Source organism: Cupriavidus sp. C1SS-2L, from assembly GCF_057073735.1.
In genome coordinates this window covers 874,691-897,498 of the sequence record NZ_CP172709.1, presented here as the reverse complement: position 1 = coordinate 897,498, position 22,808 = coordinate 874,691, and the positions used below count along the sequence as shown (strand labels likewise).

Here is a 22,808-nt window from a genome sequence, read left to right as displayed (position 1 = left end):
TCAACCGGAGACATCCATGCCTGGAATCCACAGGATCCTGACCGCCGCCGTACTCGCCCTGACCGCGCTGCCTGCGGCCCAGGCGCTGGCAGAGTACCCCGACAAGCCGATCCGTTTCGTCGTGCCGTTTGCGGCCGGCAGCGCCACCGACCAGCTCGCGCGCGCAGTCGGGCAAGCGGTGACCGTGGACAGTAAGGTGACCGTCGTGGTCGACAACAAGCCCGGCGCCAACGGCTTCATTGCCGCCAGCGACGTCGCCAAGGCCAGCCCCGACGGCTACACCGTGCTCATTACCACCAACACCACGCACGCCGCCAACGAGCACCTGTTCCGCAAGCTGCCGTACGACCCGGTCAAGGACTACACGCCCGTTACCGCGCTCGGCCGCGGGGGCCAGATCATGGTCGTGAACCCGCAGGTGCCGGCGAAGACGGTGGGCGAGTTCATCGCGCTGGCAAAGAAACAGCCGGGCAAGCTGAGCTTCGGCAGCGGCAGCTCGTCGTCGCGCATCGCGGGCGAGCTGTTCCAGCAGATGGCGCATGTCGAACTGCTGCACGTCCCCTACAAGAGCAACCCGCTGGCCGTGACCGACCTGCTTGGCAACCAGATCCAGATGATGATCACCGATACCGCGACCGGCCTGCCGCAGGTCAAGAGCGGCAAGCTGCGCGCGCTGGGCGTGTCCGGCAAGACTCGTTCGCCGCTGGCGCCGGACGTGCCGACCATCGACGAAGCGGGCGTAAAAGGCTATGAGATGAGCTATTGGTTCGCGGCATACGCACCGGCCGGTACGCCGCCCGCGGTAGTTAACAAGCTCAACGCCATGCTGGTGAAGGCTGCGCGCAGCGACACCGCTGCAAGTTTCTATCAAGGTACGGGCACCGAAGTGTTTACGAGCACGCCCGCTGAACTCGCGCGCTTCCAGCAGCAGGAATCGGCCAAATGGGGCCGCATCATCAAGGCCGCGAATATCCAGCCTGAATAGGCTAAGCCGCAATCGCGCTTGCAACGGGGCCGACGGCCCCGTTTTTCTTACGCAGAAGTAGGTACGCTTTTGCCTTCGCGCTTACCGCTAGCCCTTGTCGCACCTTAAGATACGCGTTTGCCCGACTGACACGCTGCGCTTCTGCGCCAGACCGGTCATTCCAGCCGCTTGCGTCCAGAACGCGAATCGAAAAACAGGAACGTGACATGAAGCTGCCGAATGCTTTGACCTCTCGACTTGCCGGCTCCATGATGGCTGCGGCCGCCCTCGCCGGCATGGTAATGCCGGACGCGGTGCCCATCGCGCACGCCGCACCACCTGCGCAGGTCAGGACCCAGGCGCCCGGTTTCTACCGCATGATGGTGGGCCAGTTCGAGGTAACAGCGCTGTACGACGGCTACATCGACCTCGACCCAAAGCTCTTCAAGTACACGAGCGCCCGTGAAGTGCAGCGCCTGCTCGCGCGCATGTTCGTGGCCTCGACGCCAGGCATGCAGACCGCCGTCAACGCGTATCTGGTCAACACCGGCAGCAACCTCGTGCTCGTCGATGCCGGCACGGCAAGCTGCTTCGGCCCGACGCTGGGCCAGGTCGTCAACAACCTGCGCGCGGCGGGCTACGAGCCGGCACAGGTCGATACCGTGCTGCTCACGCACCTGCACGGCGATCATGCATGCGGACTCGTCTCCAACGGCCAGGCGGTGTTCCCCAACGCCACGGTTTACGTCGACAAGGCAGACGCCAACTACTGGCTCGGCGAGGCCAATGCCGCCGCCGCCCCTAAAGACAGCCAGGCGTTGTTCGGCATGGCGCGCGATGCCGTGGCGCCGTACCAGGCCGCCAACCGCTTCCGAACCTTCGATGCGGCCACCGGCGCGGAGCCCGTACCCGGTGTTCGTGCCGTGGCAGCCTATGGCCACACGCCGGGCCACACCGGCTACCTGTTCACCTCGGGCAAGGCCAGCCTGTTGTTGTGGGGGGATATCGTCCACAACCATGCCGTGCAATTCCGCCGCCCGTCGGTGTCGATGGAATTCGATGTCGACAGCCATGCCGCGGCAATCACGCGCAGCCGGATCTTTGCCGATGCGGCGAAGGGCAGGTTGTGGGTGGGCGGTGCGCACCTGCCGTTCCCGGGTATTGGACACGTGCGGCGGGAGACGGCCGGATATGAGTGGGTACCGGTGGAATATGGGCCGGTCCGCGAGGATGTCGCAACGACGCCGCGGCACTAACTGTGCCGCAGGGCGCAACGGTAGCGTCGAGTCGGGCCTGAAGCCCGATTCAGTCGAACTGGTAGGAATAGGTCATGTTGATCCGGGGCGACCGGTGCGTGGCATTGGTGGGCTTGTCGCCAACAGGCTGCGCGACCGACACGTCGAGCGTGTAGTACTTCCTGTCGGACAGCCGCACGCCTATCGCTACCGACGACAGTTTGCGATGCGACAGGCTCACGCTGTTGGAGTAGACGCGCGCCACGTCGATCCAGAGGTAGGGTTGCACGGTGCGCAGGTACTCCACATCCGGCTTGAACAGGTGGTTCAGCTCTGCGGAAGCCCCCCACCCTTTGTCGCCCGCCACTTCGCCCGCCGGGTAACCGAGCCCGAAGAAGCGGCCGCCGAAGCTGATCTGCTCGCCCGATGCGAGCCGGTTGGCACTGTACTGGCCGGCGGCCGAGAGGCTGGTGCCAAAGCCGAACGGCAGGTCATTGGATTGCGAGACGAGCAGGCGCGTACGCCAGAAGTCTAGGTCGTTCGCATTGTTCCGGCGGCTGGCCCCGAGTGCATCGACGCCCTTGTACAGGCCCAGCAGCGCATTTTGTGTCTGACCTTCGCGCCGCTGCACGTAGGTCAGCTCAGCGGTTGCCACGCGCACATTGGTGCCTAGCGTGACCGCCGTGCCGGTGGCGGCATGGGTATAGCGTTCGAACTGATCGGCGCCGTAGACCCCACCCGTGAGCGTGAGTGCGTGCGCGTTGGACAGCAGCAAGGGATAACTGAGCTGGCCGCCAATGCGCTTGGTGTCGTTGACGTAGCGCGGATCGAAACCGAGCGGTCCCAGCGTGGCGTTCTGCGGGACACCGCGATAGTGCGAAGCGGTCAGCCTGGCGAGCATGCCTTCGGTGCCGATCGGCTGCGCGTAGGAAGCGGCGTAGTACTCCTCGTTGTCGCGGCCCTTGGGAAACAAGGCCGAAACGGAGACTTGCTCGCCCAGTGGCGTCAGGCTGTTGGTCGTCGCCGTCGCGATCGCACGTAGTCCTGGCGAAAGGTAGTCGATGGCGGTGCCAAAGGCGAACGGCTTGCGCTTGACGTCCAGCACCATCTCGCAGGCGCCATCGGTGGTGCTGGGCGGTTGTACCGTCGCGGCAACCTGCATGCCGGGTTGCTGCGACAGGACGTTCACGTAGCGCTCGAAGGTTTCACGGCGCAGCGGACGGTCTTTCGCGAGCATGCCGGCGATGTCGCGCAACCGCTTTTCGGCGGGGCCGGCACTGCCATTCACCGTGACCTTGGCGACATAGCCTTCCACCACGGTGATCAGCACATTGCCGTTTTCAAAGCTCTGCGCGGGCACAAAGGCGAAGGAAAGCGGATAGCCCTGCGCCTCGTACATCTTCGTCACAGCATTGGCGGCTTCCAGCAGTTGGGCAATCGTGATCTCCTGGTTTGCCAGCGGGGCAAACCGGGCCGCGATGTCCGCAAAGGGCAGCGTCCTCACGCCCTCGATCTGGAAGTGCTTCGGCGTCAGGCGCGCGTTGAGCAGGTTCTGCAGCGCCGCGTCCGGCCGCGCGACTTCAATCGTGACACTGCTTTCCGGGCGAGCCGGCGCAATCTTGGGAAGCGTTACCGTCGGATCGCCCTGGACCGGGCTGCGCGGATCGGCAAGGACGAGGCTGGAATGGAGCGCGCCGACGCCGACCAGCAGCGCGGCGACACGATGACGTGCATGCATGGCAATACCCCTGTCAACAAGACATTGCGGCTATAGGCGGGCAGGCCACTGGCACCGGGGTTGCCGCTACCCCGGCGCCTGTCAGACAGCTTCGTGGCCGCCGCGCAGGCTGTGGAAAGCTGGCTTACTTTCGCGTGCCGGTCAGCCCGCCGAGCAGGCCGCCGACCAGTCCGGTGACCGGTGCGACGGCGCCCGTGACGGGTGTCTTGGTGGCGGAGCCGCCGGCGAGGCCAGAGACGATCCCCGTGACCGGTGCCAGCGCGCTGGTGCCGCCCGAAGGGGTGGCAGTGCCGGCGGCCGAGGCGACGGTGGAGACCGTGTTGGCCACGCCATTGACAACGCTGGTCACGGGCGCCAGCGCCGGTGCCGTGGCGCCGCCGGTGCCAGCCGCGGCCAGTCCGCCGGACAGGCTGCTCACCAGGCCCGTCACGGGCGCCAGCGGCGATGAGGTGCTGCCCGCGCCGGCTGCGCTGCCCAGCGACGCGACCGGGCCGAGTACTGCGCCAACGGCAGGGCTGAGCGTACCGAGCGGGCTGCTGGCAGACGGACCGTTTACCGCGCCCCCGAGTGCCGCGACAGTATTGCCGGTGCCCGTGACGGCGCCGCCCAGCCCCGCGACCACGGGCGTATTGGTTTGCGTCAGCGCGGTGCCGGCGGTAGCCAGTGCACCGCCCACTGTGGCGAGCAGGCTCGTGGTCGGCGCTCCGAAACTGGTGGCTGCGCCAAGCGATTGGGTACTGCTGGTCAGTTGCGTGGTGAGCGGCACGATGAGCTTGCTTGTGCCCGAGGTCAGCTGCTCCACGGGGCTGGCAGATAGTGCGGTGCTCAGCGTGCTGCCGCCGTTGCTGACGGTGCCGCCGAGCTGCGTCACGACGGAACCCAGCGTCGACGTCAGTGGCGAGAGCGGCGACAACTGTCCGGTGCCGAGGCCGCTGACCGCGCTGCCGGTGCTGCCCACGGCATTGCCGAGATCTGTCACCACCACGCCGGTACTGGCCAGCGTGGTGCCCACAGGATTGGAGGTATTCGGGATATTGCCAAGGCCAGACTGCAGGCCCGTACCGAGTGCGCTGATGGCATCGCCCGCTGACGCGACCGCACCACCCAGGCCGCCCTGGGTCTGCGACGGCAGCAGCGGCACGCCGGCGTCACCGATCTGCTGGCCAAGGTCGCTGACGGCGCCGCCGGCCGCCGTCACGATCGTGCTTCCTTTGCTGATGATCTCGGAGGTGGGGGTCAGCGAAGCCGGCGTCTGCGTGCCGCCGTCGTTGTTGCCTGTGTTGCCGCCGCCGGGATCGGAATTGCCGCCGTCACCACCTGATGCGCTCTTCGTGCCCACTGCGCCGTCACTGCCCGTTGCGCCAATGTCCCCGCTGCCACCCGCGCCTGCTTTGGTTCCGGCCGTTCCCATGGAAGTGGATCCGCTGCCGCTGGCGCAACCGCCAAGGGCCAGCAGGGTGGTGACCAGAGTTGCGATGGCAAGTTGTTGTGTACGCATGATGTTCCTTTGTCCCGTCGTTAAGTCGCCTGGCCGGCCCGCCTATGTCTGCTGCGTGCGTCGGCAGCGTGTATGGCGCAATGGGCGTGCCAGTGTGTGCGCTGGCAGACGGACATCCCCCCGCAAGGTAGGGAAAGGGTCCGCAACGGCCTTGCAGGGCTTGCCTTTGCGGGTGAGGGCGCGGCGTCTCGCGCAGGCCTCGTATTCGCGCAGCGCAGGTTCCGTCGCGTTACGCGTTACGTAACGTGTGTCGGCGGGATGGGAACAAGGCGCGCCGGAACAAGTCCCGTGCCGGCCGCCGCCAGCCATGCGTGGACCCCCCGCGCGAAGCCGCCGATGTTCCAACGGGGAAGGAACACGTTACGTAGCACGTAACACGGGCGAACCCGCGGCGGACTGCGCCCCACTGCCACGCGGACGGACCCCGCCACTGGCCGCAAAGCGGTGACAGCAAAGGGTTTGCAGGCGGCGAGGCAAGCGTGACGACACGTCGCCCGGGTCTGGCTCGCCGGGCTGGCACGCGGCTTGCCATTCCATCTCCGACAGCGGCGACGCCCTGGCAGCAACAAGGCCGCCCGTGCTGACGGGGTGACATAACGATTCGCGGAGGTTTACCGCGGCCACGGACGTGGCTATGACAACGGGAGAAGCACAATGAACAACAACAATCGGGTCCAGCGTCCTCTGGCATCTCTGGCAGGCATCTGCATCTCGGCACTCGCTTTGCTGGCCGGTTGCGCATCGGGTGGTGGCGGTGATTCGGGGCTCGGCCCCAAGGGTGACGGGGCCAATCCGCCGCCGCAGCAGCCGCCGGCGTCGGCGTCCGACAGCACACCGGCTGCGAAGGTGATCGAAAGCACGGGCCACACCGTCATGGCCGCCGGCAATGCCGTCAGCGATATCGGCAAACAGATTCAGGATGCGCCGATTCCGCTTCTGCCGGCGCAAGCGCGCTATGGCGCCGGCGGCGTGGTCATCAATGCCGGCGAGACCATCGGTGCCCTGGGCGCCGCCGCTCACGACGGCCTGGGCAAGATGGGCTCGGTTTATAACCCTGTCGGCGTCACCGTGACCAGCACCGGCAACGTCGTGCAGGAGGCAGGAGACACCGTGACGAGTGCCGGCCAACTGATCAGCGGCGTCGGCACGGACCGGCTTTCACCGCTTGAACCCGTGACGGCGCCGGTTGGAGGCGCTGTCCAGAAGGTCGGCATGGCCGTGTCGTATGGCGGCGTCAAGCTGGGCGAGGCGCTTTCCGCAGGCCCGGTCGCGCAGCTTACCGAAGCCTCGAGCAAGGCAATCGTGCCGTTGACGACCAGGCTGACCGACACCACGCAGACCGTGGGCGGGGCGACCGGCCTGGGGATGCCGGTGGACGGCTTGCTGTTCAGGGCCGGCCACAACGTCGCGGGCGGAGCCGGACTGCTGGCCAACAGCCCTGCCCCGGCGGTGTCCGGCCTCAGCGGCGCAGTCACCGAAACCGGCAGGACGGTGGCCGTTGCCGGCGGGCTGGTGCATGGCACTCCTTCAGGCGGTGGCAATCCGCTCGGCGGCCTCCTGAACACGCTGCCGCTAGCCAGCGGTGGCGGAAAGTATGGCGGCCCGGGTGGCAATGAATGCGCCCCGAATCTGCTGGTCGGCCTCACACTCGTCGCCGCCGTGGCTGGCACGCCTGCGCAGCACGGCGCCAACAGTGCCGGCCTCCTGGCACCGGTGTTGGGACCAGTGGCGGGCCTGGCTTCCGCCGGTACCAAATACACAACAGGAGAGGATGGCAAGGGCACGCCGCCCGCGCGGGGACTCCCCCGCTGAATGTCTCATCCCTCCTTCGGCTTTCACGGTGCGCCGTCGTCACTACCCCGTCGTGGCGCATCCTTTTACACCGCTTGGCATTGCTGCCCCAATCCGCCGCAATGCCAGGCTGCAGGCCGGCGCGCCGGCCGTGGCAAACGCTCTTTGACAACCTGGGAAAGCTCGGAACCCTATCTGCGTTTCAAACGCATGTACTAGCCCGGATGGGGGAGCACACCACCCGAACGTGGGGTATTGTTGATACATTTGGTGCCCTATAAGGAGAGTGCAGTCAGCGTGACGACACCACAAAGGAGCGGGGCCGCAGAGCGCCGCGATATCGAACGGGACAGCGTGATCAACGGAAACAGGATCACTGGGGAATCGAGATCATGAAAAAAATGCTGACACGCTTTATCAGGGACGACCGTGGCGCAAGCGCCATCGAGTACGGCCTGATCGCCGGCCTCATTGCCCTCGCCATTGCGGCTTCGGCCGGCACGCTTGGCGATAATTTGAAGAACGGTTTCTCCAACCTGGCCACGCGCGTGGCGGCATGGCTGCCGGGCACCGGCGGCACACCAACCCCCTGACCTGAACCGGCCATGATCGCCGTGCTGTTTTGCGCGGCGACCCTCTGGACCGACCTGGCATATCGACGTGTTCCGAACGCCTTGCTGGCGGCGGTGCTGGTGGCTCTCAGCCTGGCATTGCTGACTGGCAACGCGCCGGAGCCGGCGATCTCTGCACGGTTGCTCGGCGCAGGGCTTGGCGCGGCTGTCACGCTACCCGTCTACGCCCTCGGGCGCATGGCGGCGGGCGATGTCAAGTTCCTGGCCGTGGCAGGGCTCTTCACGGGCCCGCAAGGGTTGGTCACGGTATGGGTTGTCGGCAGCCTGCTCGGACTGGTGCATGCGGTGCTGGCGTATGCCTTGGATTCGCGTCCGCTGTCGGCGCTTCGGCAGCGCATGCCGGCTGCGCTGCGGGTGCACACCGCGATCAGGCCAGCCTCGCAAAGCAGTCGGCAGTTCAGCAAGGTGCGCGGCATTCCATATGCCGCCTACCTTGCCGCAGGCATGCTGGTATGGATGGGCACGCGTGCATGAGTTGCCTGTCCTTGCAGCGAGATGGCGCCGCCGGTCGGCGCCCACATGAACAGGACCGGGTGAAGCATGCGTGCGCAGGATGAAATCTTGTGGCGGCGGCGCTGTGAAGGGATTGCGGCGCTGGAATTCGCCATCGTGGCGCCGGCGCTGGTCGCGATCGTGATCGGCATTGTCTACTACGGCATGGTCCTGGCATTGCAGCAAGTGCTGACCCTGGCTGCCGAAGAGGGCGCGCGTGCCGCGTTGCGCTACCCCAGCGGCGCGTCGGCGGACAACGCTGCCGCCACGCAGGCATTGCGAGTCAATGCCGCTGCGGCAACCGCGCTGTCCACCTTGCCCACCTCCCTTGCCGCGCTTGTCGCCCAGACCGGTGTGGCCCAGGCCGTTACCTGCGCGTCGGCCTCCGGCAACGTCTGCGTGCGGGTCACCCTGAACCTGCCGACAACCCGCATCCTTCCGTCCGTGCCGATGGTGCCGGTGCCGGCCACGCTGTCCGGTTCGGCCATGGTCCAGCTTTCCCCGGATACGTGAACAGGCTCGCATCCGCCGCATGTGCCGAGCTATCCAAGGTATTCGCGTCTTGACGTCCGCGCATCGATCGTCAGCCCATCAGCCGGGAGAAGCCGACCATGACCAGTAAGCAGATACGGATTGTCGCCATTGCCCTGCTCAGCGTGGCGCTGCTGCTCGCGCTGCTGGCCTGGCAGGTGGGACGCCAGCCAGAACCCCCACCGGTGTCCCGGGCCGCGGCGGCGGTTCCGCATCCGGTGGTCGTGACGGCGCGTGCGGTGGAAGCGGGCAAGCCCCTGCCTGCCGACGCGCTGAAGGTCGAAATGCTGCCGATCGAGCCCACGGGCGCCTATGCCGAGGTGACACGCGTGGCAGGACAGGTGCCGCTGGTCAATATCGGCGCGAACGTCCCGGTTCTCGAAAGCCAGCTGCTCGCGGGACTGGCCGCGCAGATCCCCGAAGGCGAGCGCGCGGTGGCGATCGCCGTGGACGAAGTGATTGGCGTCGGCAACCAGGTACAGCCGGGGGACTATGTCGACGTATTTCTGGTCCTGCGGCGCGACAGCCAAGAGATCGGCGCCAGCCAGGCCCGCATGCTGCTGCCCAGGCTGCGCGTGCTTGCCTACGGCAGCGGCGCAGTCAACGAACCCCAAAAGCAGCAGCCTGAACAGATGATGACGCGCCGCGAAGGCGCCAAGACCGCCGTGCTGTCCGTACCGTTGGAACAGGTCAGCAAGCTGGCCATGGCTCAGCACTCCGGCCGCCTGCTGATGGCGCTGCGCAATCCGCACGATGAACTCATTCCCAGCGACGGCATGTTCTCCGAGCCTCCGCCAGCGCTGGCCGTGCGCGCTGGCGTGCCGGCCGACGCACCAAGCGCCGCAGCCGACAAGGCAGTGGCCGGCGTGATGCTGGCGGGCATGGCGGCTGGCAGCACACCATCGGCACGTGCGCCGAACACGGCGGCACCGCAAGTCAGGCCGCAGAGTGTGGCGCCTGTAGCGGGACAGGGCCGGCCGGAACGGCAGCTTGCGGGTGTGGAAGTGATTCGCGCAGGCAAGCGCGAGATCGAATAGCGAGACGCTCATGATCCGTCGAAGCGTAGGCGCCATCCTGCTCCCTGACTCCATGATTCGCGATGCCATGATGAAGACGCTGCTTGCAGCCATGCTTGCCACGGCCATGCTAGTGACAGCGATCCCGCGCGCCACAGCGCAAGAGGCCGCGCCGGCGCCGTCTACGCTGCGGTTGATGGCCGGCGCGCAGAAGGAGATCCGCCCCGCGCAGCCGATCGAGCGCGTCGCGGTCGGCAATCCGGCCGTCGCCGACGCGCTGCTTATCAAGCAGCGCAGCGGGCCGCCAGGTGTGTTAGTCGTGGCCAAACAGCCGGGCGTCACCGATCTGATGATCTGGCCAAGGGGCGCTGCGCAGCAGACGTACACGGTGCAGGTGGATGCCATCACCCCGGACACCGGCGGTGCGAATATCGCGTATTCGGCCGTCGGCGCCACCATTACCGGCCAGTCGCGTGACGCCTACGCCGCGGCCCGCGCACAGACGGCGGCGCGCGTGGGATCCGGCAAGGGCGGGGTAGTGGTGGACCGCTCCACCGTGCCGGTCAGCAACACGGTCCAGGTCGACGTGAAAGTCGTCGAAATCAGCAAGACCGTGCTCAAGGAAGTCGGCATCAACTTCTTTCGCAACAATTCCGGCTTTGCCTTCGGCTCGTTCTCGCCGTCAACGCTTAGCAAGTTCACCTTTACGCCCGGTACGGGCGGTGCCAACGGCAGTTTCAGCGCGGACATCACGACGCCGATCAGCAATGCCTTCAACCTGGTCGCGGCCTCCCTGTCGCACGGCTTCTTCGCCAACATCAGCCTGCTTGAAGCCAATGGCCTCGCGCGCGTGCTGGCCGAGCCGAGCCTGGTGGCGCTGTCCGGCCAGAGCGCAAGCTTCCTGTCCGGCGGCGAGATCCCCATCCCGGTGCCGCAGGCCCTCGGCACGACCACCATCCAGTTCAAGCCGTTCGGCATCGGGCTGACGGTGTCACCCACGGTTCTGTCGGACCAGCGCATTGCGCTCAAGGTGGCGCCAGAGGCAAGCGACCTCGATCCGTCGCGTGGCATTGCCATCAACGGTGCCATCGTGCCGGCCATTGTCACGCGGCGTGCCGATACCACGATCGAGCTGGGCGACGGCGAGAGTTTCGTGATCGGCGGGCTGGTCAGCCGCAATACCGTCAGCAATGTGAACAAGGTGCCCTTCCTGGGCGACCTGCCTGTCATCGGACCGTTCTTCAAGAACCTGAACTTCCACCAGGAAGACAGAGAACTGATGATCGTGGTCACCCCACGGCTGGTGAAGCCGCTGGCCCGGGCGGCGCCGGCAGTCGCTGCGATCGGCGGCGACGGCCGCACCAGCGCCGACCCGGCGGTATGGGGCAAATTCGTGGCGGGCGAGTACGTGGATCCGTCGCTGCCGGGGTTCTCGCGCTAGCCGGCCCGGTTCCTGGAAGGTTATGTCGGACATGAAAGAGACGGAATCATGGACCAATTCCTGTTGCATGCAACCCGGGACGACGTACGCGAATGGCTTGGCAACGTGCTGGGTGGCGCTGGCACGTTGCAGGCTGAAAGCCGCTCCCAGGAGGCGTTCCTCCAGCGCGTCGGCGAACTGCGCCCCGGGCTGGTGTTCCTGCATTTCTGCCCCGCGCTCGCGGCGGCTTCGGCGCGATTGGGGGAGCAGCTCGCACAGGTCTTTCCCGGCTTGCCCCTGGTGGCCGTCGGCGACGCCGACGAGCCCGGCATGATGCTGGCCGCGTTGCGCATGGGCGTCAGGGACTTCATCGATCTGCGCGACACGCCGGCCGACGCGATGGCCGTGGTGCGGCGGCTGATGGTGCCGCGCGAACAGGTGTGCCGTGCGGAAGGCACACGCCAGGGCAAGATCATCGCGCTGCTGGGCGCGCGCCCCGGTGTCGGCGTCACCACGCTCGCCGTCAACTTGGCGGCCACGGCGCGCCGTCAGCTCGTGCGCAACCAGCAAGAGGTCCGCGCGGGCGCCCACGCCGATGGGCGCGCCGAGGTGCTGCTGCTCGATCTTGGCCTCCCGGCGCGTGACGGGGCGCTGTATCTCAACCTGAGTCCGGGATTCCACTTTGTGGAGGCCGTGCGTAACCAGCGCCGCTTCGACCAGGTATTCGTGCAGACGGCGCTGTCCCGGCATGCCAACGGGGCGTGCGTGCTGCCCCTGCCGCCATCGCTGGCCGAACTGCGCGACATTTCCTATTCGGAAGCGACCGCGCTGCTGGACCGCCTGCGCGCGTACTTCGACCTGCAGATCATCGACCTGGGCGGCTTCACGAACATCGAGTTCACCGCGCAAATCGTCAAGGCGGCGGACACGGTGATGCTGGTCGCGGAGCAAAGCGTGGGCGCGATCGTTTCCGCTGCAGAACTGCTGCACGAGTTGAAATCGCGCGAAATCGGGCGGGAAGACTTGCACCTGCTCGTTTCCCGCTTCGACATGCGCCTGGGGCTGGATGCCGAAATGATCCGCAGGCGCGTGGGCCTGTCTACCGTCAGCACGCTCCCCGATCGCCGCGAAGCGCTGGTGCAGTCGGTCAATCGCGCCGCTGTACTCGCCGATGACTCGCCGCAAGACCCCTACGTCCATGCGCTGGCTGATCTGCTGGCCGCCGCTGGCTACGCCACCGTGAGGCCCGTGCAGCGCAGTCGGCTGACCCGCGTGAAGAACAAGCTGCCCCATGCATTGCGTGCGTTGCGTGCAATGCGCGCGGCACTGCCAGGAAACTGACATGACGCAAGCGATCGAATTCTCGGACAACGCCCCCGCACCGTTCCCCGTCTCGCAGGAATTTCACAACATCAAGGAAGCGGCGCACGAACACTTGCTCACTCGTATCGAGGAACTGGGCGCGGAGTTCGGCCGCTGGTCGCGCACCGCGATCCAGCGCTTCGTCGACCTGGAGCTAGAGAGCTTTACGCGCCTGCGGCGCATTCCGATCAACGAGGCGGAACTACGGCAGATCGCCGAGGCGCTGACCAAGGAGCTGGCGGGCTTCGGGCCCATCGAAGACCTGCTCAACGACCCTGCGGTCGAGGACATCCTGGTCAACGGGCACCGGGATGTGTACGTGTCCCGGCACGGCGTGCTTGAGCGCATCCCGGTGCGGTTTGCCGACGGCGGCCACCTGCTGCGGATCGTGCGCCGCATCCTGGCGCCGATCGGGCGGCGGCTGGACGAGTCTTCGCCCATGGTCGACGCGCGCTTGCCCGACGGCGGGCGCATCAATGTCATCGTGCCGCCGCTCGCGCTGGAAGGCCCGGTGGTGTCGATCCGCAAGTTCCGCAAGGACCCGCTGACGCCCGCGGACCTGCAGAACCTGGGTACCATGAGCCCGGAGATTTCGGAGTTGCTGGAGGCCGCGGTCAAGGCCCGCTGCAACATCCTGGTCAGCGGCGGCACCAGTTCCGGCAAGACTTCCCTGCTCAATGCACTGGCCACGTTCGTGCCTGCGGGCGAGCGCGTGATCACCATCGAGGATACGGCCGAACTCGCGCTGAACCATCCGCACGTGGTGCGGCTGGAAAGCCGGCCCGGCGGCTTCGAGGGCACCGGCGTGGTGACGATCCGCGACTTGCTGCGCAACAGTTTGCGCATGCGTCCCGACCGCATCATCGTCGGCGAAGTGCGCGGTGGCGAAGTGCTCGAGATGCTGCAGGCCATGAGCACCGGCCACGATGGCTCGATGGGCACGATCCACGCCAGCAGCCCGCGCGAATGCCTCTACCGCCTCGAGATGCTCGCCGGCTTTGCCGGCTTCCAGGGCAGCGAGCAGAGCCTGCGCCGGCAGATTGCCAACGCCATCGACTTCATCGTCCAGATCGGGCGCCTGTCCAACGGCAAGCGCCGCATTATCTCGATCACCGAGGTCACGGGGCTCGGCGACAACATCGTCTCGACACAGGAGCTTTACCGCCACGAACCGTTCACCGGACCGGACGGCACCGAGACCGACCGCTGGCTGTCTCTTGGCATCCTGCCGCATTCGCCAAAGCTCGCGCGCATGCGGCCGCCGGGCGGCGGCTTCATGATGGATGACCGCTTCGATGTCTAGCGCCACGCTGCTGCTTGCGGCCATGGCCCTGGGTGTCACCAGCCTGGGGTTGCTGCTGCTGGCCAACGCGCAGGCGCGCGCCCGCAAGGAGCAGGCCGATGCCTTCGTGCGCGCGCAGACGGAGCAGGTCCGGCTGCGCTACGCGGCGGGGCAGGATCCCCAGCTGCAACAACCGGCCAGGGACCTCAAGCGCCGCTGGGAGGACTTCCTGCGCCGCGCCGACCTGGTACCGAACCGGCGCACTTACGTGAAGTGGGGCGGGCCTTGCGTGCTGCTCACGCTGGCGGCACTCGCGTCAGGCGGCGTGCTTGGCGCCGCGGCCATGGCGGTGGTCTGCGTCGCGGTGAGCGCGTTCGTGCTGTGGAACCGGGTGCGGCGCATCCGCCAGAAGATGCTGCTGCAACTGCCTGGATTTCTCGATGGCGTGGTGCGCCTGATGACCATTGGCAGCAGCGTGCCGGCGGCGTTCCAGAATTCCATCGCGAACACCGATGCGCCGCTGCGCCAGTGCCTGGTGCAGGCGGTGCATTTGCAGCGTGCGGGCAAGGAACTCGATCAGGCGGTGCTGCAGATGGGCCGCATCTATCACCTCCAGGAGCTGGTGTTGCTGGCCTCCGTGCTGCGGTTGTCGGTGCGCTATGGCGGACGGGCCGATGTGATGATGGAGCGCACCGCGGCCTTCATGCGCGACCGCGAGCAGGCCCAGCGCGAGCTGATGGCGTTGTCGGCGGAAACCCGCCTGTCCGCGTGGATTCTGGGTCTGTTGCCGCTGGTGGTGGGCGGGGGGCTGTTCGTGCTGAACGCGGGCTACGTGCTGATGATGTGGCGGGACCCGACCGGAAAGACCATGCTGCTGACCGCGCTTGCGCTGGAGATCGCCGGTGCGTTCATGCTGTACCGGCTGGCCAAGTCGATCTAGGAGCCGCCATGGACAGCGCCACGCTCATTTCGCTCAGCCTGCTGGCCGCCGCATGCGGCGTCGCGGTGCTGGCGCTGCCATTGCTGCGGGAATGGCGCCAGCGCCGGCTCGCCGCGCGCACGCTCGATGCCGCGCTGGTGCGCCAGGCCGGCGCCGCGAAGCCGGCCGCTGCGACGCCCGCGAGCGGCGACGGCGCGGTGCCTGCCGCCACGCGGGTTGCGGCACCGGGCACCCCCTCCGCGCCGGCCGGCTCGGCCGCGCAGATCGGTGCGCGGCTGGGCGGGCGCGTCGACGCGCACTGGCTGCGCTGGCTCGATTCGCCGCTTGGCCGCGCCGTGGTCACCGCCGAGGAAATCTTGCTGCTCGAACAATGCGGTTGGCATGGCCTGCGCGCCCGCGCCATCTTCGGCGCGCTGCGGCTTAACGTGCCGGTGCTTCTGGCGCTCTGCGCGGCGGCCTGGCATGTCGGCCAGGGGCTGGCGGCGAGCCTGGCGTGGGGCTTCGCCACGTTCGCCGTCTCGTACCTGGCGCCCAAGCACTACCTGAGGCGCCGGGCGCAGGCGCGGCTGCGCAGCGTCGAAGACGAACTGCCGATCGTGATCGACATGCTGCGGCTGCTGCAGGGCGTGGGCCTTTCCATCGACCAGAGCCTGCAGATCATCGTGTCCGAATTCGGCGGCATGCTGCGCGTGCTGGGCCCCGAGCTTGCGCTTTCCAACCAGCAGTTTGCTTCGGGCCGCTCGCGCGAGCAGACGCTGTTGCGCATCGGCCGCCTGTTCGACAGCGAGAACCTGAAGAGCCTGATCACGCTGCTCACGCAGGTGGACCGGCACGGCGGCGCGGTGCAGGAGCCGCTGCGCCTGTTCGGCCAGCGCATGCAGGAAGCACGCAAGTCGCGCATGAAGGACGAGATCGGGCGGCTGACCGTGAAGATGACTGCGGTCATGGTGGTCAGCATGCTTCCCGTGCTGCTGATCATTACCGCGGGCCCGGGCTTTCTGGGCGTGATCCGCATGCTCGCACATATGGGAGGAGCGAAATGACGCAAGCAGGCGTGCCCGCGTTCCGCCGGGCCGTGATGCTGTGCATGCCGTTCATGTTGGCGGCGTGCGCGGCGAACGACAACGGTGCCGCGATGATGAACCAGCAGGCCGAAGTACAGGTCGAGCTCGCCAAGCTGCGCGACAAGACCGCGCGTGCCGAGTACAACGACCAGGCCGTCTATCTCGGGCTGATCCGCAAGATGCAGGAGGAGGGGCTTTATTTTGCATCGCTCGCGCATATCGACGTCTACCGGCAGCGCTTTGGCAACGATCCGGAAATGCTCGTCATGCGCGCCGATGCACTGCGCGAGACCGGGCAGGACGCCGCCGCGGCCGATGCGTACCGGCAACTGATCAGGACCGCCCAAGGCGCGCAGGCTGCGCATGCGCATCATGGCCTTGGCCTGATTGCGGCACGCCAGGGCGATTTCCCGCGCGCGATCGTCGACTTGCGCGAAGCGGCCACGCTCGACCCGGTCAATCCGCAGATCGCCGGCGACCTCGGCTACGCGCTGATGCGCGCGGGGGCGCTGCAGGAAGCGCGGGTGCCCGTCATGCAGGCGCTCGAACTCGATGGTCGCAATCCGCGCGCCATCAGCAATGCCGCGGTCTGGCTGATGGCCGACGGCAAGCGGGCCCAGGCGACGGCCATCATGCAGCGCGCGGCGCTGCCGGAATCCACGCGCAGCGCCATCCGCAAGGAAGCCGACCGCGTGGCCCGCGCGGCTGCGGCGCACGACCGCAACCCGCCCCGCCCCGCGGCGCGCGCACCGGCCGCGAACGCCCAAGCTGCCACGGCAACGGCCGTCGCCTCGATTTCCAGGGCCGCCGTAGCCACACAGGAAGGAGCCACCCCATAATGTTCCGCACACAACTGTCGGGCCTGGCTGTGGCCGCAGCGCTGCTTGCCGCGCCAGCGCTGGCGCAGGACGTCGGCGCGACGCAATCAGCCGCCCGCCCGGGCATGTCTGCTGAGGCAACCGGCCAGCCCGCGGCGAGCGAAGTCGGCGCCAACACCCGCGCCATCCTTGCCATCCAGCGCGAGGGTACGCAGGCTGGCGCGCTGGTGCCCATGACGGGCGAGCAGGCGGCGCTGGGCTATGAACGCTATCTGGACAGCTTCCGCTTTGCCCTGCCGGAGTTTTACACCGGCCAGGCCAATGCCAGCACGGTTCGCTCTGGCTCCGCCGGCCAGCCGATCGGCCGATGACAACAGGCAGGGACCACACCACGGCGCGCGAGCGCGGGGCCGTCAGTACCGTGGCGGTGATCCTCACCGCCACGGTGGCATTCGTGGCGCTGCTGTCCATCGATGTGGGGCATGTGTTCATGCGCCAACGCCAGCTGCAGAACATGGTGGACCTGTCCGCGCTGTCCGGTGCGCAGCAACTCAAGCTGGCCACCAGCGCCGCGCTACAGAGTGCCGGCGTGCTCGGCACCGTGCAGACCATTGGCAGCCAGAATGGCTATCCGTCCGGCATCGCCATGGGCTGCGCCAACGCGGCGGCCGGCAGCGCCGACGCCATGACGGCCTGCCTTGGCGTGTGGGACCCGGTTTACAACAGCGGTAGCGATACGGCGCGGCATTTCAATGCCGCATACGACGCCACGAAGCTGTCGCCAAATGCCGTGCGCGTGCAGGCCACGCAGACAGTGCCGATCCTGTTCGTGTTTCCGGGCGGGCAGTCGCGCCAGCTGCACGCCGAAGCCATTGCCAGCGGTAGCCCGCCGGTCGCGGCGTTCTCGCTGGGCAGCGGTCTCGCGAGCTTCAGCTCGGCCAACAGCCTGCTGGGTCTGCTGCTCGGGAATTCCGTCAATTTCTCGGCGGTTGACTGGCAGGGGCTCGTCGATGCCAATGTGACGCTGGACCAGTTGCGGCTCAAACTCGGCGTAGGCACGGTTTCCGAGCTGCTGAATACACGGCTGACACTGCAGCAGTTTGACGCGCTGGTGCTCGGCGCCGCGGGCAAGGACGCGCTGCTGAGCACGGCGCTCGGCAGCCCCCCAACCCAGCTCGGCGCGAGCGGCGCGTCGGCCAGCATGACGCTAGGGCAGCTAATCGACCTCGGCGTGCTGGCTCCCGCGGCGTCCTCGGCGGCCGAGGTCGGGCTGAACGTGGCGAACCTGTTGCTGGCGGGCGCCCAGCTCGCCAATGGCAACTCGGCTGTTACGGTGCCCGTCACCGGCACCCTGCCGGCGGGGCTTGGCGGGCTCAGCGCGCGGCTGCGCATCATCCAGCCGCCCGTGATGGCAGTGGGGCCGGCGCGCAAGCTCAGCGACAGCCCGGTCACCTGGCAGACCGCGGCGCATACGGCGCAGGTGGGGCTGGCGTTGTCGGCGAGTGTCAACACGGGCGTCGTCAATCTCAACGTGCCGCTCTATGTCGAAGCGGCACGCGCGGACGCGTCGCTCACCAGCCTGCAGTGCGCGGCGGGGCCGGCGGACCGGCGTGCCACGCTGCACGTCGCCCCATCGCTGGTGAAGGCGTGTCTTGCCAATGCGGCGGGTACGGGATGCGCCAGCTCGGCGGTCAACATCGGTTCGGTCAGTGTGATCGGCCTGGGGCTGCTCAATGTATGGGCACATGACAACCCGCAGCAGGTGGCCGGCGCAGGTACGGATGTCACGATGGCGCCTGGCGGACATGTGCAGGTAAGCAGTGGCGACCCCGTTGGTGGTGTACTCGCTAACGCGGCGGCATTGAATCTGCAGGCCACCTCGCTGCTTGGCTTGCCGGTAGCGATCGACCTGAGCTTCCTTGCACCGATACTGGCACTGCTCGGCACCGCACTCGACAGCGCGCTCGTACCACTGCTGGGCAGCCTTGGCCTGCAACTGGGCACCGCCGACCTCTGGCTGCACAACATCGACTGCAACAACGCCGAACTGGTGTACTGAGCCATGATCGCGACCTCTCGCCTGATGGCAGGAATCGAATGAAAACCGACCGCTGGGCCTACGAAAACCTCGAAGTCTACGTCTGGGAAGGCAAGTACGAGATTGCCGACCGCGTGACGCGTTTCCTGACGCCGCTCGGTGTGGAAGTGATCCGCGCGGGGGCGCTGGAAGCCCTGCCCGAAGGAGCCCGCACCAGACCGTGCCTGGCGGTGATCAGCGTCTCGGTGATCGGCGCGGCACGCTTCACCGCGCTGGACTGGGAAGCCGCGCATGGCATGCCGGTGATCTGGGTCGCCGCACCGGGTCGCGAGTCGGATCCCGGACGCTTCCCGCCCGAATACGCCCACATCCTGCCCGATGACTTTACCGGCGCCGACCTGCGCAACCAGATCGGCAAGCTGTTGCCGCAGATGATGGCGACAGACGACCACGGCGACCGGCACGCCGAACTGGTAGCAGGTTCGCCCGCCATGCAGCGACTGCTGTCGCAGGTGGATACGTTCGCGGACTTCGGCAGCAATGTGCTGCTGTACGGCGAGACCGGGGCCGGCAAAGAGCGCATTGCGCAACTGTTCCACGAGCGCAACAAGACATATGGCAAGGGCCCGTTCGTGCCCGTGAACTGCGGCGCGATACCGGACGGGTTGTTCGAGTCACAATTCTTCGGCCACGCCAAGGGCGCGTTCACCGGCGCATCGTTCGCGCACCGCGGCTTCTTCGAACAGGCCAACGGCGGCACGCTGTTCCTGGACGAGATCGGCGACCTGCCCTTGTTCCAGCAGGTCAAGCTGCTGCGCGTGCTCGAAGAGAACGTGGTGACACGGCTGGGCTCGACCATGAACGTAAAGCTCGATTTCCGCCTGGTTGCCGCGACCAACAAGGATCTGCGCGATGCGGTACGGCAGGGGCGTTTTCGCGCTGACCTGTTCTTCCGCCTGGCGGTGATCGAGATGCGTATTCCGAGCCTGGAAGAGCGCGGCATGGCCGACAAGGTGGCGCTGCTGACCGCCTTCCTGCGGCACATGATGGGGGCGGCGGCGCTGGACGCCCTGCCGCCGATGCCGGACTGGATCAAGGGCGCCGTCGGCACGGCTTACTTTGCCGGTAATGTGCGCGAGCTTCGGAACCTGGCCGAGCGCATTGGCATTGCCGTCCGGCAAGCCGGAGACTGGGACCCTGAGCGAATCCGCCCGCTTTTCAGCATGCTGCACCCGGGCGCGTTCGATGGCAGCGACCGCCATGCCGACTGGCGCAACGACGCGGATGAGCGCCGCCGTATCCTGGCCGCGCTCGACGCCAACGGCTGGCGCCGTCAGGATACGGCTGCCAGCCTGGGCATTAGCCGCAAGGTGCTGTGGGAGAAGATGCGCAAGTATCAGATTGCCGACAGCGAGGCTGAACCGGCGTAAAGACCAGGACGCTAGTTAAGGTTCGTGATGTAGCTCGCCAGGTTGCGGATATCCTCGTCGCTCAGGTTGCGCGAGACGCTGGTCATGTTGCCCGCATCGTTGGTGCGGCGCTTGGCCCGGAAGTCTTCGAGCTGCTTCACGATATAGGCGTACTGCTGTCCCGCCACGCGCGGGATCTCGTTCTGGCCCGAGAAGCCGCCAAGGTGGCACATCGTGCACAGGATTTCCTCGGACTTCTTGCGCCCCGCTTCGACGCGTGCGGCCTCGACCTTGTAGGTGGACGGTATCGGCTTCTGCGCGGCGAAGTAATCGGCCAGGTCCTGCATGTCTTCGCGCGATAGCGGTGCGGCCATTGGCGACATGGCCGGGTCGCTGCGGCGGCCTTCCTTGAAATCGCGCAGCTGCAGGTAAAGATAGCGCGCGGTCTGGCCCGCCAGTTCCGGATAGGCCGGATTGGTCGAGTTGCCCTGCGGCCCGTGGCAGGCCACGCACACCTGCGCCTTGGCCTGTCCGGCCGCGGCATCGGCGATGGCCTGGCCGGCCACGCCGCAGAGGGATAGCAACAGCATCAGCGCGGGCAGGCGCCGCGCTGGAACCGGGCTGACGCCTGCCATGGTGCCCCCGTCGATGATCGCGTTATTGCACGGCAAAGACGAACACGCTGTTACCGCGCTTGAAGTCGAGCTGCGTATTGCCGCCCGCTGCCACGGCGATGTACTGCTTGCCGCCGACCATGTAGGACACCGCCGGCGCGTTGACGCCCGCGCCGCACTGGAATTCCCACAGCTTCTTGCCGGTGGCTGCGTCAAAGGCGCGGAACCAGCCATTGCCTTCCCCGTTGAACACCAGCCCGCCAGCGGTCGCCAGCACGCCGCCAATGAGCGGCTGCTCGGTCTTGAAGTCCCACTTTACCTTGCCGGTGTCGATATTGACCGCCGACAGCTTGCCCCACTGCTGCTCGCTCGGGATCGTCTTGAACGCGCCGCCGAGCCAAAGCTTGCCACCCGGGTACGGTGCGTCTTCCACCTGGTACGTCATCGGCTGGTGCAGGTTGGCGGCATAGACCAGGCGCAGCTTCGGGTTGAACGCCATCGGTGACCATTCCACGCCGCCGTTGGCGCCGGGCAGCATGCGTGCGCCTTGCGCGGTTGGCAGCGTCCACATGTTTTCCTGCGGGATCATCGCGTCCGAGAAGCGGATCAGGCGCCCGTCGCGGCGGTCATGCACGTAGACGTGCCCGGTCTTGCCGCCATGGATCACGCCGGGAATCATGTTGCCCTTTTCATCGCGCACGTCGACCAGGATCGGCGGGCTCACGGCGTCCAGGTCCCAGACGTCATGGGCGATATATTGCGAATGCCACTTGTACGCACCGGTGTTGAGATCGACCGCGACCATCGAGTCGGTGTACAGGTTGTCGCCCGGGCGAATCGCGCCATACAGGTCCGGCGACGGGTTGCCGACCACGAAGATCACCAGCTTGTTGGCGCGGTCAACGGCCGGGGCCATCCACACGCCGCCGCCGAGCGTCTTGTAGAAGTCGCCGCCCTTGTCGGAAAGCATCTTCTTTTCCGCGGCGATATTGCGCTTCATGTCGCGGCCGGTGGCGTCCTTGGTGGCCCAGACACCTTCATGGCCCTTGTCGGGGATCGTATAGAAGGTCCACAGCAGCTTGCCGTCGTTGGCGCTGAAGGCCTTGACGAAGCCGCGGATGCCGTATTCGCCGCCATTCGTGCCGATCAGGATCTTGTCGTCGACCACGACCGGCGCCATGGTTTCCGAATAGCCCAGTTCAGGATCGGCAATCTGCGTTTCCCACAGCAGCTTGCCCGTCTTCGCATCGAGCGAAACCAGCTTCGCGTCGAGCGTTCCCATGTAGAGACGGTCGCCGCTAATGGCCACGCCGCGGTTGTTCGGGCCGCAGCAGAAGGTCGTGACCGGGCCCATCTTGTGCTTGTAGTGCCAGAACTCCTTGCCGGTCACCGCGTCCACCGCGTAGACGTGGTTGTACGAGGTCGTGAGGAACATCACGCCGTTGACGACGATCGGCGCGGTTTCCATCGACTCCATCACCGCGGTCTGGAACACGAACGCGGGCCGAAGCTTGGCGACGTTCTTCGTGTTGATCTGGGTGCCCGCGTAATAGCGCGTCTGGCCGTACGACCCGTTCGAATGCAGCCAGTCATTGCTGTTCGTGAGCGCCCCGTCGAGTTGCGCCTGCGTGACGGGACGCAGCGCACTGGACATCGGCGCACCAGCGGTGGTCGCGCCGCCCTGGATCTCGTCGGCGCCGTACGCGGCGGACGCAAACAGGGCCAGGAGCAGCAGGGGAAGGGCTTGCCGGGAGAGGCGAGGGACAGAGAGCATGGTCGCTCCTTTTCTTCGAATCTTGTAGCCCCGGTGGCGCCAGCCTCGTGCGCCGGATCGCGGCGCGCGGGCCGGCATCGGCGCGGCGCACAGACTGGCCCGGCCGCGCGTCGATGTGGCCCGAGGTGAGGGCAGTATAGGCAAGAATGTGCACAAGACAACCAGTACGCACCCGGTTGTGCGGTGCGTT

20 protein-coding genes are annotated in these 22,808 nt (G+C 66.9%); 16 read left to right on the top strand and 4 right to left on the bottom strand.

Annotated features, from left to right (window positions below; translation table 11 throughout):
• Nucleotides 1–16 precede the first annotated feature (16 nt).
• Both ACIGJG_RS21850 and ACIGJG_RS21845 read left to right on the top strand, forming a co-directional pair.
• Nucleotides 17–985, top strand: a complete 969-nt coding sequence (locus ACIGJG_RS21850) for a Bug family tripartite tricarboxylate transporter substrate binding protein (RefSeq protein ID WP_220629980.1) — start codon at nucleotides 17–19, stop codon at nucleotides 983–985.
• A gap of 206 nt (nucleotides 986–1,191) precedes the next feature.
• Entirely contained in the window at nucleotides 1,192–2,220 is a 1,029-nt protein-coding gene (locus ACIGJG_RS21845) for an MBL fold metallo-hydrolase (protein ID WP_220629979.1), read from the top strand.
• A gap of 49 nt (nucleotides 2,221–2,269) precedes the next feature.
• Here ACIGJG_RS21845 and ACIGJG_RS21840 read toward each other — a convergent pair whose 3' ends face one another.
• Nucleotides 2,270–3,937, bottom strand: coding sequence for a ShlB/FhaC/HecB family hemolysin secretion/activation protein (locus ACIGJG_RS21840; RefSeq protein ID WP_483673918.1), 1,668 nt, complete (start codon nucleotides 3,935–3,937; stop codon nucleotides 2,270–2,272).
• Nucleotides 3,938–4,061: 124 nt separating this feature from the next.
• The gene (locus ACIGJG_RS21835; RefSeq protein WP_140950345.1) at nucleotides 4,062–5,435 is read right to left on the bottom strand and encodes a collagen-like triple helix repeat-containing protein; all 1,374 of its coding nucleotides are present in this window, start codon (nucleotides 5,433–5,435) and stop codon (nucleotides 4,062–4,064) included.
• Between the two features lie 654 nt (nucleotides 5,436–6,089).
• On the opposite strand from ACIGJG_RS21835, the gene ACIGJG_RS21830 reads away from it, so the two are divergent.
• The 14 genes from ACIGJG_RS21830 (at nucleotide 6,090) to ACIGJG_RS21765 (ending at nucleotide 20,251) form a co-directional block, all read left to right on the top strand.
• On the top strand, nucleotides 6,090–7,247 hold the full coding sequence (locus ACIGJG_RS21830; protein ID WP_220629977.1) for a collagen-like triple helix repeat-containing protein: 1,158 nt from the start codon (nucleotides 6,090–6,092) through the stop codon (nucleotides 7,245–7,247).
• A 371-nt stretch (nucleotides 7,248–7,618) separates the two neighbouring features.
• Complete coding sequence (locus tag ACIGJG_RS21825) at nucleotides 7,619–7,819, top strand: Flp family type IVb pilin (protein WP_011301513.1); 201 nt, start codon at nucleotides 7,619–7,621, stop codon at nucleotides 7,817–7,819.
• A gap of 12 nt (nucleotides 7,820–7,831) precedes the next feature.
• Nucleotides 7,832–8,332 (top strand): A24 family peptidase, encoded by a 501-nt coding sequence (locus ACIGJG_RS21820; protein ID WP_011301514.1) that lies wholly within the window; start codon nucleotides 7,832–7,834, stop codon nucleotides 8,330–8,332.
• A gap of 66 nt (nucleotides 8,333–8,398) precedes the next feature.
• Nucleotides 8,399–8,863 carry a TadE/TadG family type IV pilus assembly protein gene (locus tag ACIGJG_RS21815; protein WP_011301515.1) on the top strand — a complete coding sequence of 155 codons (465 nt, stop codon included), beginning with the start codon at nucleotides 8,399–8,401 and terminating at the stop codon, nucleotides 8,861–8,863.
• Between the two features lie 98 nt (nucleotides 8,864–8,961).
• Nucleotides 8,962–9,918: a Flp pilus assembly protein CpaB gene (gene cpaB / locus ACIGJG_RS21810; RefSeq protein ID WP_011301516.1), complete on the top strand. Its 957-nt coding sequence runs from the start codon at nucleotides 8,962–8,964 to the stop codon at nucleotides 9,916–9,918.
• Nucleotides 9,919–9,985: 67 nt separating this feature from the next.
• Nucleotides 9,986–11,338, top strand: coding sequence for a type II and III secretion system protein family protein (locus tag ACIGJG_RS21805; protein WP_425291347.1), 1,353 nt, complete (start codon nucleotides 9,986–9,988; stop codon nucleotides 11,336–11,338).
• A gap of 48 nt (nucleotides 11,339–11,386) precedes the next feature.
• Nucleotides 11,387–12,658 carry a CpaE/TadZ family protein gene (locus ACIGJG_RS21800; RefSeq protein WP_011301518.1) on the top strand — a complete coding sequence of 424 codons (1,272 nt, stop codon included), beginning with the start codon at nucleotides 11,387–11,389 and terminating at the stop codon, nucleotides 12,656–12,658.
• A gap of 1 nt (nucleotide 12,659) precedes the next feature.
• A complete protein-coding gene (locus ACIGJG_RS21795) occupies nucleotides 12,660–13,982 on the top strand; it encodes a TadA family conjugal transfer-associated ATPase (RefSeq protein ID WP_011301519.1) in 1,323 nt (440 codons plus the stop codon).
• Nucleotides 13,975–14,901, top strand: a complete 927-nt coding sequence (locus tag ACIGJG_RS21790; protein WP_140950358.1) for a type II secretion system F family protein — start codon at nucleotides 13,975–13,977, stop codon at nucleotides 14,899–14,901. The genes ACIGJG_RS21795 and ACIGJG_RS21790 overlap by 8 nt, the downstream gene beginning before the upstream one ends.
• A gap of 8 nt (nucleotides 14,902–14,909) precedes the next feature.
• Nucleotides 14,910–15,944: a type II secretion system F family protein gene (locus tag ACIGJG_RS21785; RefSeq protein WP_011301521.1), complete on the top strand. Its 1,035-nt coding sequence runs from the start codon at nucleotides 14,910–14,912 to the stop codon at nucleotides 15,942–15,944.
• Nucleotides 15,941–16,804 (top strand): tetratricopeptide repeat protein, encoded by an 864-nt coding sequence (locus tag ACIGJG_RS21780; RefSeq protein WP_011301522.1) that lies wholly within the window; start codon nucleotides 15,941–15,943, stop codon nucleotides 16,802–16,804. Before ACIGJG_RS21785 ends, ACIGJG_RS21780 begins: the two co-directional genes overlap by 4 nt.
• On the top strand, nucleotides 16,804–17,154 hold the full coding sequence (locus ACIGJG_RS21775; RefSeq protein ID WP_011301523.1) for a DUF3613 domain-containing protein: 351 nt from the start codon (nucleotides 16,804–16,806) through the stop codon (nucleotides 17,152–17,154). The genes ACIGJG_RS21780 and ACIGJG_RS21775 overlap by 1 nt, the downstream gene beginning before the upstream one ends.
• Nucleotides 17,151–18,842, top strand: coding sequence for a TadG family pilus assembly protein (locus ACIGJG_RS21770; protein ID WP_011301524.1), 1,692 nt, complete (start codon nucleotides 17,151–17,153; stop codon nucleotides 18,840–18,842). Before ACIGJG_RS21775 ends, ACIGJG_RS21770 begins: the two co-directional genes overlap by 4 nt.
• 38 nt (nucleotides 18,843–18,880) lie before the next feature.
• Complete coding sequence (locus ACIGJG_RS21765; protein WP_483673916.1) at nucleotides 18,881–20,251, top strand: sigma 54-interacting transcriptional regulator; 1,371 nt, start codon at nucleotides 18,881–18,883, stop codon at nucleotides 20,249–20,251.
• Nucleotides 20,252–20,262: 11 nt separating this feature from the next.
• Here the strand turns inward: ACIGJG_RS21765 and ACIGJG_RS21760 are convergent, their stop codons facing one another.
• Nucleotides 20,263–20,820 carry a c-type cytochrome gene (locus ACIGJG_RS21760; protein WP_235679854.1) on the bottom strand — a complete coding sequence of 186 codons (558 nt, stop codon included), beginning with the start codon at nucleotides 20,818–20,820 and terminating at the stop codon, nucleotides 20,263–20,265.
• 67 nt (nucleotides 20,821–20,887) lie between these two features.
• Complete coding sequence (locus ACIGJG_RS21755; RefSeq protein ID WP_140950351.1) at nucleotides 20,888–22,618, bottom strand: pyrroloquinoline quinone-dependent dehydrogenase; 1,731 nt, start codon at nucleotides 22,616–22,618, stop codon at nucleotides 20,888–20,890.
• Nucleotides 22,619–22,808 lie beyond the last annotated feature (190 nt).